Genomic DNA, 14,983 nt, shown 5'->3' on the forward strand with positions numbered 1-14,983 from the left:
GCGTTTTGCACGCCCCAAGGTGGCACGCTTTTCGCACTGATTTTGTGAGTCAACCATCTCACAGAAAGAGCTTGCACCATGGCGGGGTTTCGTAATTTTCTCAAGGCAGGTCACGCACCCACGCTGGGCGCGGCATTTTTTTACTTCGCCTTCTCATGTTGCATCTGGGTCATGAACGGGGCCATGGCCCCTTTCATTTCGGAAACCTACAACCTTTCGCCCACCCAGAAGGGGGTGATGCTCTCGGTGCCCATTTTCGCCGGCGCGCTGATGCGCTTTCCGCTGGGCGTGCTGGCCCAGTACATAGGCCGCAAGAGCGCCACGCTGGTGGAAATGGGCCTGATCATGGTGGCCCTGCTGTTCGGCTATTTCGTCGTCGACTCCTACAGCAGCCTGCTGGCCATGGGCGTGCTGCTGGGCATTGCCGGCGCCAGCTTCGGCGTCGCGCTCAGCCTGGGTTCGGGCTCCTTCCCTCCCCGTTACAAAGGCCTGGCCATGGGCCTGGTCGGCGCGGGAAATGTGGGCACCGCCGTCTCGGTGCTGGTTGCGCCCGCGCTGGCCCAGCGCTTCGGCTGGCAGTCGGTCTACGGCATTGCCGCCGCGGCCATGCTGCTGCCGATGATCGCGATGATTCTTTTTGCCAAAGAACCCGATGATGTAGACAGCCATGCCACGCTGCGCGAGCACGTCGCCTGCCTGTTCGAGAAAGACGGCTGGGCCTTCAGCCTGATCTACGCCGTGAGTTTCGGCGGCTTCATCGGCCTGGCCACGTTTTTGCCCTCCTACTACTACGACCAGTTCGGCGTCAGCAAGGTGCAGGCAGGCCAGTTGTCCATGCTGGCGGCCTTCATGGGCGCGGCGCTGCGCATCTTCGGCGGCTGGATTTCCGACCGCTGGGGCGGCGTCAACACCCTGAGCGTGGTGCTGCTCACCATCGCCGGCACGCTGATCGCCTGCGGCCTGGCCGGCGGCTCCCTGGCCGCTACCACGCTGCTGGTGATGCTGTGCTTTGCCGCCCTGGGCGCAGGCAACGGCGCCCTCTTCCAGCTCGTGCCCCTGCGCTGGCCCCTGGCCACCGCGGTGGCCGGCTCCATGATCGGCGAAATAGGCGCCCTCGGCGGCGGCCTGGTGCCCAACGCCATGGGTATCTCCAAGCAGTATGCAGGGACGTATATGTGGGGGTTCTTCTTTTTTGCGGCTTTGGCGCTGGGGATGTTGGTGATGCTGAGGGTTATGCAGATTCGGTGGACGCGGACCTGGGCTGAAAAGGGCGGTCGCGCGCGCAGCGCGTGATCAGCGAAGCTGACAAGCGCAACGCGCTTGACCGTCCTTTCAGCGAAGGCTCACTTTGCGCAGCAAAGTTAAGCGAAGCGTGCCGTAGCTAGAAGGGCGGTCGCGCGCGCAGCGCGTGAAGAAGGCCGGTTCTTGCTCCGGCGGTGCGCCCTTCTCTTAATCCCGCTGGCCGGGGGTTGCCTGGCCAACTGAACTAAGAAGAGGAAGGAGGAGGATGAGGAGGCAGAGAGCGCGCCCGCCGGAGCAAGACCCGGCAATGACTACCGAGGCAAAAACAAAACCCAATAAATCAACAAAACATTCACCACAACACTAACCGCCAACAGCAACTTCCACAGCATCACCGGATCCCGCTCAATCAAGGGCGTCCCCTGCGGCGCAGTCAGCGGCCGCGAAGCACCCCGCTCCAGCGCCAGCAGCAGTTCCTCGGCGGTTTCAAAGCGGCGGCGCTTGTCGCGGGACACAGCCTTGAGCACCACGTGGTCCAGCCAGATCGGCACCTCGGGGTTGATGCGGCTGGGCGCCACCGGGTCGCGGTAATAGCGGCCGGCCTGGTAAGGCAGCACCTCGCCGTAGGGCAGCCTGGCGGTCAGCAACTGGTACAGGGTGACGCCCAGCGCGAACAGGTCGCTTTGCGCGTCGGGTAATTCCTCGGGCCCGTCGCTGCCTGTGGCGCTGAAGCCCCATTGCTCGGGATTGATGAAGCTGGGGGTGCCGGCGTGCAGCTTGCGCATGGCTTCGGGCTCGCGTCCGCTGAGGGCTACGCCCAGGTCCAGCAGGCGCAGCACGCCGTCTTCGCCCTGGTGCAGGTTGGCGGGCTTGATGTCGCGGTGGATCACGCACTGGCGATGCAGCCGGCCCAGCGCGCGCGCCGCCTGGGTGGCCGCGCCCAGCACCTGTTCCACGCTGAATTTGTGGCCGCGTTCCAGCAGCAGCTGCAGCGTCTCGCCGCTGTGCCAGTCGTACAGCAGGTAAAAAGCGCTGCGCTCCTGCCCGGCCGGCGGGCTTTCGTGAAGCCTCACCAGGTGCCCCGCCGCCGGGCCCGACTGCATGCGCAGGGCCAGCCAGGCCTCGTGCGCCAGCATGGCGCGCTCCTCGCCATCGTGGGACCTCGCGGGGTTCAGGGCCTTGAGGGCGTAAAGCACCCGCGTGGCCGGGTCACGCACCTGGTACAGCACATGGATGTCGTTGTCGGCCACTTTCGCGGTCACCACCAGGCCGTCGATCACATCGCCGACCTTGAGCCTGGGCGGCACCGGCAAGGTCTGCGCAATGCGGCTCACGTCCTGCAGGGTGGCGTCGAGCAGGCCGCGCACGCGCACCACGACCGCCGTCAGGTTGTCATTGCTGCCGGCGGCCAGGGCGGCGTCGACCAGGCCCTGGCTGGCCAGCTGGGAGCCGCCCTCCTCCTGCAGGCCGGCAAAGTCCCGCAGCCGCGCATCGCGCAGCACGCCGTGCACGCCGTCGGTGACCAGCACAAACACATCGCCCACTTGCAGGTCGCCCTGCATGTAGTCGACCACCACATGGTCTTCGGCGCCCACCGAGCGCAGCAGCTGGTGCCTGAAGTCGGGATGGTTGACGGCATGGTCATGCGTGAGTTGCTGCAGCGTGCCGCCGCGCAGCAGGTAAGCCCGTGAATCGCCCACATGCGCCAGGGTGTAGGACTGCCCGCGCAGCACCAGCGCCGTGAGGGTGGTCAGGCCCACGGCCGGCTGGCGCCGGCGATTGATGCCGGCCAGCCAGGCGTTCTGCGCGCCGATGATGCGGTCCAGCGCCACCGTGGTGTCCCAGGTTTCGGGGGTGCCGTAGTAGTCGCGGACCAGGCTGGTGACCGTGGTTTGCGCCGCTTCCCGGCCCATGCCGCCGGTGCTCACGCCATCGGCCACCGCCACGATGGAGCCCATGCCCTCCTGCCCCGGCTCGGGCAGCATGGCCGCGCAGAAATCTTCGTTGCTGTTTTTGCGGCCCGCCAGCGTGGCGAAGCCAATGTCCAGATCAAATGCCATGCACCAATGTAAGCAAGTTCAATGCCCGTTATTGGTGCATTGCAACAATGCACCGGCCTGGCGCCCTAACCGACGAGCATCTGCATGCTGCGCTCGTACTGCACCGAGAGCTGCTCGAACACGTCCAGCAGGTCCTCGCTGGCGGTGGCCAGGCCTTCCAGGCGCCTGGCATCCTTGCTTTTGGCAATGCCCGCGGCGCCGGCGCGCATCTGCGCCCAGCCCGCGGCGGCCTTGTCCAGGGATTCGCGGATTTCCTTGCTGGTCAGCGGGATGTCGTTGAGGTATTGCAGCGCCTTCTCAAAAGCCGCCTGCGACTCCGCCATGCCCACTTCGCTGCGCTGTGAGGCCGTGCCGCCCAGAACCTGCAGCAAGGCGTATTTCGCGAAGCGCTGGCTCAGCATGCGCTGGCGGCCGGCCAGGTTGAGCATCTGCAGCGGCGGCATGGCACCGGCGCTTTCGAGGATGGCGGTCATGCGCTCGGCTTCCTGCAGCAGCAGCTCGGCGAGCTCGTCCAGGTGCGCCATCTCGCCAGCCGCCCGGCTTTCCTCCAGGGCGGGCTTCAGCCGCGCCCAGGTCAGGCTCACCTGCCCCAGCAGGTCGCCAAAAGTGGGCTTGGACAGGCTTTTGCCAAGGGCGGCGATATTGGCGTCTATGCGCTGCACCGACTCCGCGAGCAACTGTGCCACGCGCTCGGGCTGCACGCCCGCCAGCCGCAGCAGCGCCAGCTTGACCAGGCGCTGCGACAGCATGCGCAGCTGGCCCGAGCGGTTGACGTCTTCGGCAAAACGCGCCGAATGGATGATGTGCTGCGACACCTGGCCCAGACGCTGGTTGGTGTGCATGGAGGCGGTGCGCAGAATCTGGAAGGCATCGTCGTCGGACATCTGGCGAGCGCGCATCAGGATGCCTTTGGCTCGGTCCACCACCTTGCGCTCTTCGAGGCGGCCGGCGATGTCCCGCATCTCGCCCTGCAGGGCCTGCTCACGCTTGAAGCGCGCCTGGGCCAGGTGGATCAGCGGCCGCAGGCGCTGCGGGCTGTAGCCGTTGACCACATAGGCATGCACACCCACCTCGGTGGCGCGCGTGATTTTTTCCGCATCGCTGTCGCTGGTGAACACCATGACAGGGCAAGGCGCGGTCTCGCTGACCACCTGCAAGAGCTTGAACAGGGCCTCATCGGGCAGCGCATCGTGGCAAACCAGCACGTCGGGCGCCTGGCGCAGCACTTCCTGCACCAGTTTGCTGCGCTCATGGAACACCCCCAGGACCTGGATGCCGGCCGCTTCAAGGTCGGAGACCAGGGGGTTGGCGCCGGCGGGGCCGTTCAGGTTTACCAATGCGGAAGTCATACAAATCAATAGCTTGGGAGGGAAATAAGGCTGGTCAGGATGCAAGTCGCGCGCCACGCGCAGGCTGCGGATTCCGGGCACGGCTTGCAGGCCAATGATATGGCACAAGTTTTGCATCAGCTATCGCGGGCGTAACGACGCGCCCGACCTTAGCGAATGCACTGCGGGTCCTGCGCACAACGACGTGCGTAATGGTGTGCCTCATACCGGGTCTACAGCCCGGATCCCTGTTGACCGGGAGAGAGCATCATGAATTTCACCCTGTTTCCGCCAAGCCAGACCGGCTTGCACCCTCTGACAAGCCGCGTGGACGCGTGCATGCGCGACCTGCGCGGCACGGCCGTGGCATGACGTTTGCACCTAGACACATTGAATCCCCTGGAGTAGCCCCATGAAAAAATCAAAACTGGTAATGGTCGGAAACGGCATGGCCGGCGTGCGCACCCTGGAAGAGTTGCTCAAGGTCGCCCCCGACCTGTATGACATCACGGTCTTCGGCGCCGAACCCCATCCCAACTACAACCGCATCCTGCTGTCGCCGGTGCTGGCCGGGGAGCAAACGCTGGACGAGATCGTGCTGAACTCCTGGGACTGGTACAAGGACAACCACATCACGCTGCACGCCGGCAAAAAGGTGGTGGAAGTCGACCGCGTCAAACGCATCGTGCGCGCCGAGGACGGCACCGAAGAGGAATACGACCGCCTGCTGATGTGCACCGGCTCCAACCCCTTCATCCTGCCGGTGCCGGGCAAGGACCTGCAAGGCGTGATCGCCTACCGCGACATCGCCGACACCAACGCGATGATCGAAGCCTCCGAGAAATACAAGAAGGCGGTCGTCATAGGCGGCGGCCTGCTGGGCCTGGAAGCGGCCAACGGCCTGATGCTGCGCGGCATGGAGGTCACCGTGGTGCACGTCATGCCCTGGCTGATGGAGCGCCAGCTCGACGACGTGGCGGGCAAGCTGCTGCAGAAATCGCTGGAAGACCGCGGCCTCAAGTTCCTGATCGGCGCGCAGACCCAGGAGCTCACCGGCAACGAAGAAGGCCGCGTGAAGTCCATCAAGTTCAAGGACGGCAGCGAAGTGGCCACCGACCTCGTGGTGATGGCGGTGGGCATACGCCCCAACACCCAGCTGGCCGAATCCATGCGCCTGCATTGCAACAGGGGCATCGTCGTCAACGACACCATGCAGACCGTCACCGACGCACGCATCTACTCGGTGGGCGAGTGCGCGGCGCACCGCGGCATCGCCTACGGCCTGGTCGCGCCGCTGTTTGAACAGGCCAAGGTCGCGGCCAACCACCTGGCGCAGTTCGGCATAGGTCGCTATTCGGGCTCGCTGACCTCCACCAAGCTCAAGGTCACGGGCATAGACCTGTTCAGCGCCGGCGAATTCATGGGCGGCGAGGGCACCGAGGAAATCGTGATGAGCGACCCCTTCGGCGGTGTCTACAAAAAGCTGGTCATCAAAGACGACAAGCTGGTCGGTGCCTGCCTCTACGGCGATACGGTGGACGGCAGCTACTACTTCAAGCTGCTGCGCGACGGCCGCAGCGTCAGCGACATCCGCGACAAGCTGATCTTCGGCGAATCCAACCTCGGAGACGCGGGCCACGAAGGCCAGAACAAGGCCGCGCTGATGGCCGACGACGCGGAAGTCTGCGGCTGCAACGGCGTCAACAAGGGCACGATCTGCAAGGCCATCAAGGAAAAAGGCCTGTTCACGCTCGACGAAGTGCGCAAGCACACCAAGGCCAGCGCCTCCTGCGGCTCCTGCACCGGCCTGGTCGAGCAGATCCTGATGTTCACGGCCGGCGGCGATTACTCGGCCACGCCCAAGCTCAAGGCCATGTGCGGCTGCACCGACCACGGCCACCAGGCGGTGCGCGACGCGATACGCGCCAACAAGCTGCTGTCCATTTCCGACGTCTTCAAATTCATGGAGTGGAAGACACCCAACGGCTGCGCCAGCTGCCGCCCGGCCATCAACTATTACCTGATCAGCACCTGGCCCAAACAGGCCAAGGACGACCCGCAAAGCCGCTTCATCAACGAGCGCAGCCACGCCAACATCCAGAAGGACGGCACCTACAGCGTCATTCCGCGCATGTGGGGCGGAGAGACCACGGCCAGCGAGCTGCGCCGCATTGCCGACGCGGTGGACAAGTACAAGATACCGACCGTCAAGGTCACCGGCGGCCAGCGCATCGATTTGCTGGGCGTGAAGAAAGAGGACCTGCAAAACGTCTGGAAGGACATCGGCATGCCCTCCGGTCACGCCTATGCGAAGGCCCTGCGCACAGTGAAAACCTGCGTGGGCAGCGAATGGTGCCGCATGGGCACGCAGGACAGCACGCAGATGGGCAAGGACCTGGAGCGCGCGATGTGGCGCATGTACGCGCCGCACAAGGTGAAATTCGCCGTCAGCGGCTGCCCGCGCAACTGCGCTGAATCCGGCATCAAGGACGTCGGCATCATAGGCGTCGATTCGGGATGGGAAATGTACATCGCCGGCAACGGCGGCATCAAGACGGAAGTGGCCCACTTCTTCACCAAGCTGAAGACCGCGGCGGAGGTGCTTGAATACACCGGCGCCTTCTGCGAGCTCTACCGCCAGGAAGGCTGGTACCTGGAGCGCACGGTGCACTACGTGAACCGCGTGGGCCTGGATTACGTCAAAAAGCGCATCCTGGAAGACCACGAAGGCCGCAAGGCGCTGTGGGAACAGCTGCAGTTCGCGCTCGACGGCGAACCGGATCCCTGGTTCGACCTGAAAGAAGCGTCTGTGGACGCCCGCCAGTTCGAAAAACTCACACCCGCCTGACCGGTTTCCCGTCCAAGCCTGAATTGAGAGATCACTATGTCTGAATGGAAAAAAATCTGCCTGGTCACCGACATTCCGGTGCTCGGCTCGCGCCGTGTCTCACGCGCCAAAGGTATTGATGTGGCCGTGTTCCGCAATGACCAGGACCAGGTGTTTGCACTGCTGGACCGCTGCCCGCACAAGGGCGGCCCGCTGTCGCAGGGCATTGTGTTTGGCACCAGCGTGGCCTGCCCTCTGCACAACTGGACCATAGGCCTGGCGGACGGCTGCGCCAAGCAGCCCGACGAGGGCTGCACGCCCAAGTTCAGCTGCAAGGTGGAAACGGGTCAGGTCTTCCTGGACGCCACCGAGCTGGCCACGCTGGCGCTGGATTTGCAGCCGCCCCGCGCGGGCCCTGGCGCCTCTGCGGGCGCTTTGGGCGATGAAAGCTTCGCCGTGCAGGCGCCCCACACGGCATAAGTGAAAAGGCCGGTAACGCTTCCATGACTGAAACCCGATCAACGTGCCCTTACTGCGGCGTCGGCTGCGATCTAACAGCTTGCGCTGTTGACCGCTTTGCGATGCACGACAAAGGCCGCAGCCTTGGCTTCGTCCACCATGGTTGAGACTCGGTCAACCTGTCCTTATTGCGGCGTCGGCTGCGGCGTCATCATTGAGTCACAAGGCAACGAGATCACGGGTGTACGGGGCGACCCCGACCACCCGGCCAACTTCGGCCGGCTCTGCACCAAGGGCTCGACGCTGGCGCTGACCGCCTCCGCCGCCGTCACGCGGCAAACGCGGCTGCTGCAGCCCATGCGGCGCGAGCACCGGCATGAAGCGCCCAAGCCGGTGTCCTGGGACAGCGCGCTCGGTTTTGCCAGCGAAAGTTTTGCGCAAATCATCCGCGACCACGGCCCCGACGCGGTGGGTTTTTATATTTCAGGCCAGTTGCTGACCGAGGACTACTACGTCTTCAACAAGCTGGCCAAGGGCCTGATAGGCACCAATAACGTCGACACCAATTCGCGCCTGTGCATGAGCAGCGCGGTGGCCGGCTACAAACAAACGTTGGGCGCCGACGCGCCGCCCGCCTGCTATGACGACGTGAACCATGCGCAGTGCATCTTCATCGTCGGCAGCAACACGGCCTACGCGCATCCCATCCTGTTCCGGCGCATCGAGGATGCCAAGGCCGCCAACCCGGCGCTCAAGATCATTTTTTGCGATCCGCGCCGCACCGACACGGCCGAGATCGCCGACCTCTACCTGCCCATACAGCCGGGCACCGACGTGTCGCTCTTCAATGGCATGCTACACATCATGCTGTGGGAAGGCTGGACGGACGCGGCCTACATCGCCGCGCACACCACGGGCTTTGACGCGCTCAAGGCCACGGTGCGCGACTACACGCCCGACCTGGTGGCCGAGACCTGCGGCATCAAAAAGGAAGACCTGCTCGCCGCGGCCAAATTGTTCGCCACCTCGGCCGCCACGCTGAGCCTGTACTGCCAGGGCCTGAACCAGTCCAGCAGCGGTACGGCCAAGAACGCTGCCCTGATCAACCTGCACCTGGCCACCGGCCAGATCGGCAAGCCCGGCGCGGGGCCGTTTTCACTGACGGGCCAGCCCAATGCCATGGGCGGGCGCGAAGTGGGCGGCCTGGCCAACCTGCTGAGCGCGCACCGCGACCTGGCCAATCCCGAACACCGCGCGGAAATCGCCGCTTTGTGGGGCGTGCCCTCGGTGCCGGAGAAGCCCGGCAAGACCGCCGTCGAGATGTTCCAGGCCGCCGCCGACGGCGAGATCAAGGCCTTGTGGATTGCCTGCACCAACCCCGCCCAGTCCATGCCCGACCAAGCCACAGTGCGCCGCGCGCTGGAGCGCGCCGAACTGGTGATCGTGCAGGAAGCTTTTGCCACCACCTCGAGCTGCGACTATGCCGACCTGCTGCTGCCGGCCACCACCTGGGGCGAAAAAACCGGCACGGTGACCAACAGCGAGCGCCGCATCAGCCGCGTGCGCCCGGCCGTGCCCGCGCCCGGGGAAACGCGCCATGACTGGGCGATCGTGGTGGACTTTGCGCAGCGGCTGGAGAAGCTGCTGCCCGGCCGCAGTACCCCCGGCACCAGCCTGTTCCCCTACTCCCTGGCAACGGAAACCTCCGCTGTGGAAACCATCTGGAACGAACACCGCGAGTCAACCCGGGGCCGCGACCTGGATATCACCGGCCTGAGCTACGCACTGCTCGAGGATGGACCGCAACAGTGGCCCTTCAAGCCCGGCGACAGCGCGGGCAAGGCCCGGCTCTATGAAGACGGCGTGTTTCCCACAGTCGACGGCAAGGCGCGCTTTGCCAACACCGTCTACAAGCCCGTGGCCGAGCCGCGCGAATCACGCTTCCCGTTTTCGCTGACCACCGGCCGGCTGCGCGACCAGTGGCACGGCATGAGCCGCACCGGGACGCTGGGCCGGCTGTTCGGCCACGTGGCCGAGCCGGCGGTACAGATGAATGCCCAGGACATGGCGCGCCGCCTGCTCAAGGACGGCGACCTGGTGCACGTGACCTCCAAGCGCGGCTCGATCATCGTGCCGCTGCAGGCTTCGCCCGAAGTGGCGGTGAGCCAGGCTTTTATTGCCATGCACTGGGGAGAGGAGTACCTGAGCGGGCAGTCCACCAGCGGCGCCACGCTGGCCGGCGTCAATGCGCTCACCACCTCGGCCTACTGCCCCACTTCCAAGCAGCCCGAGCTCAAACATGCCGCGGTGAAGATTCTCAAGGCCGACATGCCCTGGACGCTGCTGGCCATGGCCTGGCTGCCGGGCGGCGAGGTGCTGGCCGCGCGCGAGCTGCTCAAGCCGCTGATGACGGCCTTTCCCTTCACCAGCTGTGTGCCGTTTTCCAACAACACCGCGCTGGCCGACCACGGCCGCGAGCGCTCCGGCCTGCTGTTTCGCGCGGCCGGCCACGAAGCCCCGCCCGATGAATTGCTGGCCAGGCTGGAGGCCATCCTCGGCCTGGACGGCACCGACGTGCTGCGCTACGCCGACCGTAAAAAAGGCCAGCGGCGCACCGTGCGGCTGGTGCGCAACGGCGACGCGGCCGAGCTCGCCGGCTTTGTGCTGGCCGGCGACACCAGTGCCCAGGCCTGGATCAAAACCCTGCTGCAGGACGAGCTGCCGGCCCAGGCCTACGGCCGCCTGCTGCTGCTGCCCGGTGCCAAGCCGCCGGTGGCGGTGCAGTCGCGCGGCAAGCTGGTCTGCACCTGCCTCAACGTCAGCGACACGGCCATTGACGAACACCTGACGCTGGTAGCCGGCGGCGGGGGAGGCGGCGGCCACCTCCACACCGATGAAGAGCGGCTGGCGTCGCTGCAGGCCACGCTCAAATGCGGCACCAATTGCGGCTCCTGTGTGCCCGAACTCAAGCGCCGCGTGCGCTCGGCGCGCAGCGATGCGCAGGCCAACGCACCGCGCACCGTGATCCCGATCCGCCAAGTGGCTTAAGCTCATAACAAGAAGTCATCTGCATTCGCGGACAATCGGGTTTATGGGCATTAGCCAATACATCAAGGAAATCGGCCGCGGCAAGGATGGCGCCCGCGCACTGACGCGCGAGCAGGCCGCCGACCTGCTGGGCCAGGTGCTGGACGGCACCGTGACCGACCTGGAAATCGGCGGCTTTTGCCTGGCCATGCGCATCAAGGGTGAAACGCCCGAAGAAATGGCGGGTTTTCTCGAAGCGCTGCAGCAGCGCCTGGCGCATTTCCCCGCCGGCGAAACCCCTACCGTGGTGCTGCCCAGCTACAACGGCGCGCGCAAGCTGCCGGTGCTCACTCCCCTGCTGGCCCTGCTGCTGGCGCGCGAGGGGGTGCCCGTCCTGGTGCACGGCACGCCCACCGAAACCAGCCGGGTGTTTGCCTCGGAAGTGCTGCAGGCGCTGGGCATCCATGCGCTCGCGGCCGTACGAAAGATCGGAAACGGCGAAGCCGTCTTCGCGCCCACCGAACTGCTGCTGCCGTCTCTGAAGCGCCTGCTCGACGTGCGCCGCGCCGTGGGACTGCGCAACCCGGCGCACAGCCTGGTCAAGATCATGAGCCCCTGCCTGGGCAAAAGCCTGGTGGTGAGCAGCTACACGCACCCGGAATACGCCATCTCGATGGCGCAGACCTTCGAGCTGACAGGCGCAAACGCCATGCTGCTGCGCGGCACCGAGGGCGAAGGCGTGGCCGACGCGCGCCGCATGCCGCAGATGGAGGCCTTCATAGGCGGAAAGCGCTCGCTGCTGCAGGAGACCCAGGCCGGCACGCTGGCCACCCTGCCCGAACTGCCCAAGACGGTGGACGCCGCCGCCACCGCAGCCTATATTCAATCGGTGCTGGCCGGCGACAAACCCGTGCCGCCATCGATTGCGCGGCAGGTGGAACACATCTTGCACTTGTTGCCCAAAATCAAATGACCACCATGAACCACGGAAAAGTCACCCTCGTAGGCGCCGGCCCCGGCGACCCGGAACTGCTGACCCTCAAGGCCCTGAAGGCCATACAGCGAGCGACCGTGCTGCTGGTGGACGACCTCGTGAGCGACGAAATCGTGGCCTTCGCGCGGCCCGAAGCCCGCATCGTCTACGTGGGCAAGCGCGGCGGCTGCAAGTCCACGCCCCAGGCCTTTATTGAAAAACTCATGCTGATGGCCGCCCGCGAGGGCGAGGACGTGGTCCGGCTCAAGGGCGGCGATCCCTTTATCTTTGGCCGCGGCGGCGAAGAGGTCGAGCACCTGCGCGATGCCGGCATTGAAGTGGAGGTGGTCAACGGCATCACCGCGGGCCTGGCCGCCGTCACCTCGCTGGGCGTGCCGCTCACGCACCGCGAGCATGCGCACGGCGTGGTCTTCGTCACCGGCCATGCCAAGCCCGGCGACAGCGGCACCGACTGGAAGGCCCTGGCCGCCACCGCGCACAACGCGCGCCTCACGCTGGTGATCTACATGGGCGTCAGCGGTGCCGAACGCATCCAGGACGAGTTGCTCTCGGGCCTGCCGGCCGCCACGCCGGTCGCCGTGATCCAGAGCGCCTCGTTGCCCACGCAACGCCACATCACCACCACGCTGGGCGCGTTGGCCAGTGCCATCCGCGAAGCCGGCATGGCCAGCCCCTCCGTCATCGTCGTGGGCGACGTGATCAGCGGCGTAGCACTAGCCGCCGCGCATCCCGACGCAGTCCGCGCGGCCTGAAGGCGGACCCCACGTCACACCGCTGTCACGCGCGGTGCCTAAGCTCCCGGTCTTTCGACTGGAGCAAAGATGTCCCACCGTTTTCTGGCCGGCGCGCTGCTGGCGCTCGGCATGGCCTGCGCGCAGGCGCAAAGTTTTTCATTCGGCCTCTGGGGCGACATGCCCTACCAAAAAGCCGGCGATGACCCGAAAATCCCCGCGCTGCTCAAAAGCATCAACCAGTCGGACATCGCCTTCTCGATCTACGACGGCGACATCAAGGACGGCAGCTCCAAATGCACCGAGGACATCTATGCCTCGGCGCTGGCCATGTTCGGTGCGCTGAAAAAGCCCGTGGTCTACGTGCCCGGTGACAACGAATGGACGGACTGCCACCGCCTCAACAACGGCGGCTATGACGCCCTGGAGCGCCTGGCCTACCTGCGCAAAACCATGTTCCCGACCACCCGCAGCCTGGGCAAGCGCAGCATGGCGCTGGTCCACCAGGCCCCGCTGGGCGAAAAATTCGTGGAGAACACGCGATTTGTCCACCAGGGCATCGTGTTCGCGACGCTGAACGTGCCGGGCAGCAACAACAACAAAATCCTGGACGAAAAAGATTGCACCCAGAAAAGCGCGCGTACCGCGGCCCAGTGCGAGGCCTCCAACGCCGAATACCTGGAGCGCGACGCCGCCAATGTGCGCTGGATGCAGGAGGCCTTCGCCGACGCCAAGGCTCGCAAGGCGCGCGGCCTTGTTCTGGTGATCCAGGCCGACCCGGGCTTTGACCTGCCGGAAACCGAGGGCATTGACGAAAGCCAGGCGCCCGGGGTCAGCGGTTACCGCAACTTCATCAGCCATGTCATCACAGAAACGGAACAATTCACCGGGCAGGTGCTGCTGGTGCACGGCGACACGCATTTCTTCAAGGTCGACAAGCCGCTCTACAGCCCCACCAGACTGCTGGCCAATCTCACGCGCCTGCAGACCTTCGGCAGCCCGCTGATCCACTGGGTGCGCGTCAGCGTGGAGCCCAGGAACCCCAATGTGTTCACGGTCCAGCCTGTCATCGTGAAACAGTGACGAGGCCGCCGGCCGGCCGGCAAGGGCCGGCCCCGGATCCGGCGTGCGCGGCTACACTCCCGAAGTCAAAAACAACAGCAGAGGGAAAGACGCGATGCTCGACAAACTCAACGAACTGACGGAAAGCCACGGCGAGCTGCGCCCCGGCAGCGGCATCATGAGCGGCGTGATCGCGCTGAGCCTGGGCGTGCTGTGCTTTCTGGGCGTGCTGGCTTTTCATTTCCCCGAATACCTGACCACACCCGAGCTGCGCAAGAGCTACAACGTCGACGTCATCCGCATCGTGATGTTCATATCGCTGGTGATTGCCGGCGGCATCTCGCTGGTCAACATCATCTTCAACCGCTCGCGCTGGCTGGCCGGCGCGGCCTTTTTGCTGGTCGCGGCCACCGCGCTGCTGGGCGGACACAAGGTGCCGGTCAACGATTTCGCCGATAACACGCCCTACATCGGCCTGGACTGGTTCATCCTGGACCTGCTGGGCTCCTCGCTGATCTTCATCTTCATTGAAAAGCTGTTCGCGCTGCGCAAGGACCAACCGGTGTTCCGCGCCGAGTGGCAGACCGACTTCCACCATTTCATCGTCAACCACATGATCGTGGGCTTTGTGTTGCTGGCCACCAACCTGCTGGTGCACAAGTTCTTCGGCTGGGCCGCCAACGACGGCATACGCGGCTGGGTGCAAGGCCTGCCTTTCTGGGCCGGCGTGCTGCTCATCGTGCTGGTGGCCGACCTGGTGCAGTACTGGACGCACCGGGCCTACCATGAGGTGCCCGTGCTGTGGCGCCTGCATGCGGTGCACCACAGTGCCAAAAGCATGGACTGGCTGGCCGGTTCGCGCCAGCACATCCTGGAACTGCTGCTGACCCGTACGCTCATCCTGGCGCCCATCTATGTGCTGGGTTTTTCCAAGGAAGTGATAGACGCCTACATCGTGATCGTCGGCTTCCAGGCGGTGTTCAATCATGCCAATGTGAGCGTGCGCCTGGGCCCGCTGCGCTATGTCATCGTCACGCCCAACTTCCACCACTGGCACCACAGCCAGGACCAGGAGGCGCTGGACCGCAACTACTCGGCGCACTACGCCTTCATCGACTACCTGTTCGGCACCGCCGTCAAAAGCACCAAGCTCTGGCCCGAGCGCTACGGCGTGCTGGGCGACTATGTGCCCAACGGCTTCCTGAAACAGCTCAAGTTTCCGTTCGTCTGGAAACCGTGAGCATGACGCATTG

11 protein-coding genes are annotated in these 14,983 nt (G+C 65.1%); 9 read left to right on the forward strand and 2 right to left on the reverse strand.

The window, feature by feature from the left end:
* The first annotated feature begins 78 nt into the window (after positions 1 to 78).
* Positions 79 to 1,293 carry an MFS transporter gene (locus ACEN8I_RS15500; RefSeq protein ID WP_413329396.1) on the forward strand — a complete coding sequence of 405 codons (1,215 nt, stop codon included), beginning with the start codon at positions 79 to 81 and terminating at the stop codon, positions 1,291 to 1,293.
* 260 nt (positions 1,294 to 1,553) lie between these two features.
* Here ACEN8I_RS15500 and ACEN8I_RS15505 read toward each other — a convergent pair whose 3' ends face one another.
* Complete coding sequence (locus ACEN8I_RS15505) at positions 1,554 to 3,302, reverse strand: protein kinase domain-containing protein (RefSeq protein ID WP_413329397.1); 1,749 nt, start codon at positions 3,300 to 3,302, stop codon at positions 1,554 to 1,556.
* Between the two features lie 65 nt (positions 3,303 to 3,367).
* Positions 3,368 to 4,651: a type IV pili methyl-accepting chemotaxis transducer N-terminal domain-containing protein gene (locus tag ACEN8I_RS15510; protein ID WP_413329398.1), complete on the reverse strand. Its 1,284-nt coding sequence runs from the start codon at positions 4,649 to 4,651 to the stop codon at positions 3,368 to 3,370.
* Between the two features lie 391 nt (positions 4,652 to 5,042).
* Between ACEN8I_RS15510 and nirB the strand changes: the two genes are divergently transcribed.
* The 8 genes from nirB (at position 5,043) to ACEN8I_RS15550 (ending at position 14,970) form a co-directional block, all read left to right on the forward strand.
* Entirely contained in the window at positions 5,043 to 7,478 is a 2,436-nt protein-coding gene (nirB, locus tag ACEN8I_RS15515) for a nitrite reductase large subunit NirB (RefSeq protein ID WP_413329399.1), read from the forward strand.
* Between the two features lie 36 nt (positions 7,479 to 7,514).
* Complete coding sequence (gene nirD, locus ACEN8I_RS15520; protein WP_007872372.1) at positions 7,515 to 7,937, forward strand: nitrite reductase small subunit NirD; 423 nt, start codon at positions 7,515 to 7,517, stop codon at positions 7,935 to 7,937.
* A 23-nt stretch (positions 7,938 to 7,960) separates the two neighbouring features.
* Entirely contained in the window at positions 7,961 to 8,083 is a 123-nt protein-coding gene (locus ACEN8I_RS15525) for a hypothetical protein (RefSeq protein WP_413329400.1), read from the forward strand.
* Positions 8,076 to 10,964, forward strand: coding sequence for a molybdopterin-dependent oxidoreductase (locus tag ACEN8I_RS15530; protein ID WP_413329402.1), 2,889 nt, complete (start codon positions 8,076 to 8,078; stop codon positions 10,962 to 10,964). Before ACEN8I_RS15525 ends, ACEN8I_RS15530 begins: the two co-directional genes overlap by 8 nt.
* Before the next feature lie 43 nt (positions 10,965 to 11,007).
* The gene (gene ybiB, locus ACEN8I_RS15535) at positions 11,008 to 11,916 is read left to right on the forward strand and encodes a DNA-binding protein YbiB (RefSeq protein ID WP_413329403.1); all 909 of its coding nucleotides are present in this window, start codon (positions 11,008 to 11,010) and stop codon (positions 11,914 to 11,916) included.
* A 5-nt stretch (positions 11,917 to 11,921) separates the two neighbouring features.
* Positions 11,922 to 12,689: a uroporphyrinogen-III C-methyltransferase gene (gene cobA / locus ACEN8I_RS15540; protein ID WP_413329404.1), complete on the forward strand. Its 768-nt coding sequence runs from the start codon at positions 11,922 to 11,924 to the stop codon at positions 12,687 to 12,689.
* A 69-nt stretch (positions 12,690 to 12,758) separates the two neighbouring features.
* Positions 12,759 to 13,751, forward strand: coding sequence for a hypothetical protein (locus tag ACEN8I_RS15545; RefSeq protein WP_413329405.1), 993 nt, complete (start codon positions 12,759 to 12,761; stop codon positions 13,749 to 13,751).
* A 94-nt stretch (positions 13,752 to 13,845) separates the two neighbouring features.
* Complete coding sequence (locus tag ACEN8I_RS15550) at positions 13,846 to 14,970, forward strand: sterol desaturase family protein (RefSeq protein ID WP_413329406.1); 1,125 nt, start codon at positions 13,846 to 13,848, stop codon at positions 14,968 to 14,970.
* The last annotated feature ends 13 nt before the right edge of the window (positions 14,971 to 14,983 follow it).

The sequence above is a fragment of the Polaromonas sp. CT11-55 genome (assembly GCF_047303325.1).
In the GTDB taxonomy this organism is placed as follows: domain Bacteria; phylum Pseudomonadota; class Gammaproteobacteria; order Burkholderiales; family Burkholderiaceae_C; genus Polaromonas.

Bases quoted from the DNA above. Each gene is read 5' to 3' on its own strand.
- nirD (WP_007872372.1), top strand. From the start codon at position 7,515: ATGTCTGAATGGAAAAAAATCTGCCTGGTCACCGACATTCCGGTGCTC.
- ACEN8I_RS15550 (WP_413329406.1), top strand. From the start codon at position 13,846: ATGCTCGACAAACTCAACGAACTGACGGAAAGCCACGGCGAGCTGCGC.
- nirB (WP_413329399.1), top strand. From the start codon at position 5,043: ATGAAAAAATCAAAACTGGTAATGGTCGGAAACGGCATGGCCGGCGTG.
- ybiB (WP_413329403.1), top strand. From the start codon at position 11,008: ATGGGCATTAGCCAATACATCAAGGAAATCGGCCGCGGCAAGGATGGC.
- ACEN8I_RS15530 (WP_413329402.1), top strand. From the start codon at position 8,076: ATGGTTGAGACTCGGTCAACCTGTCCTTATTGCGGCGTCGGCTGCGGC.
- ACEN8I_RS15505 (WP_413329397.1), bottom strand. From the start codon at position 3,302: ATGGCATTTGATCTGGACATTGGCTTCGCCACGCTGGCGGGCCGCAAA.
- ACEN8I_RS15525 (WP_413329400.1), top strand. From the start codon at position 7,961: ATGACTGAAACCCGATCAACGTGCCCTTACTGCGGCGTCGGCTGCGAT.
- cobA (WP_413329404.1), top strand. From the start codon at position 11,922: ATGAACCACGGAAAAGTCACCCTCGTAGGCGCCGGCCCCGGCGACCCG.
- ACEN8I_RS15510 (WP_413329398.1), bottom strand. From the start codon at position 4,651: ATGACTTCCGCATTGGTAAACCTGAACGGCCCCGCCGGCGCCAACCCC.
- ACEN8I_RS15500 (WP_413329396.1), top strand. From the start codon at position 79: ATGGCGGGGTTTCGTAATTTTCTCAAGGCAGGTCACGCACCCACGCTG.
- ACEN8I_RS15545 (WP_413329405.1), top strand. From the start codon at position 12,759: ATGTCCCACCGTTTTCTGGCCGGCGCGCTGCTGGCGCTCGGCATGGCC.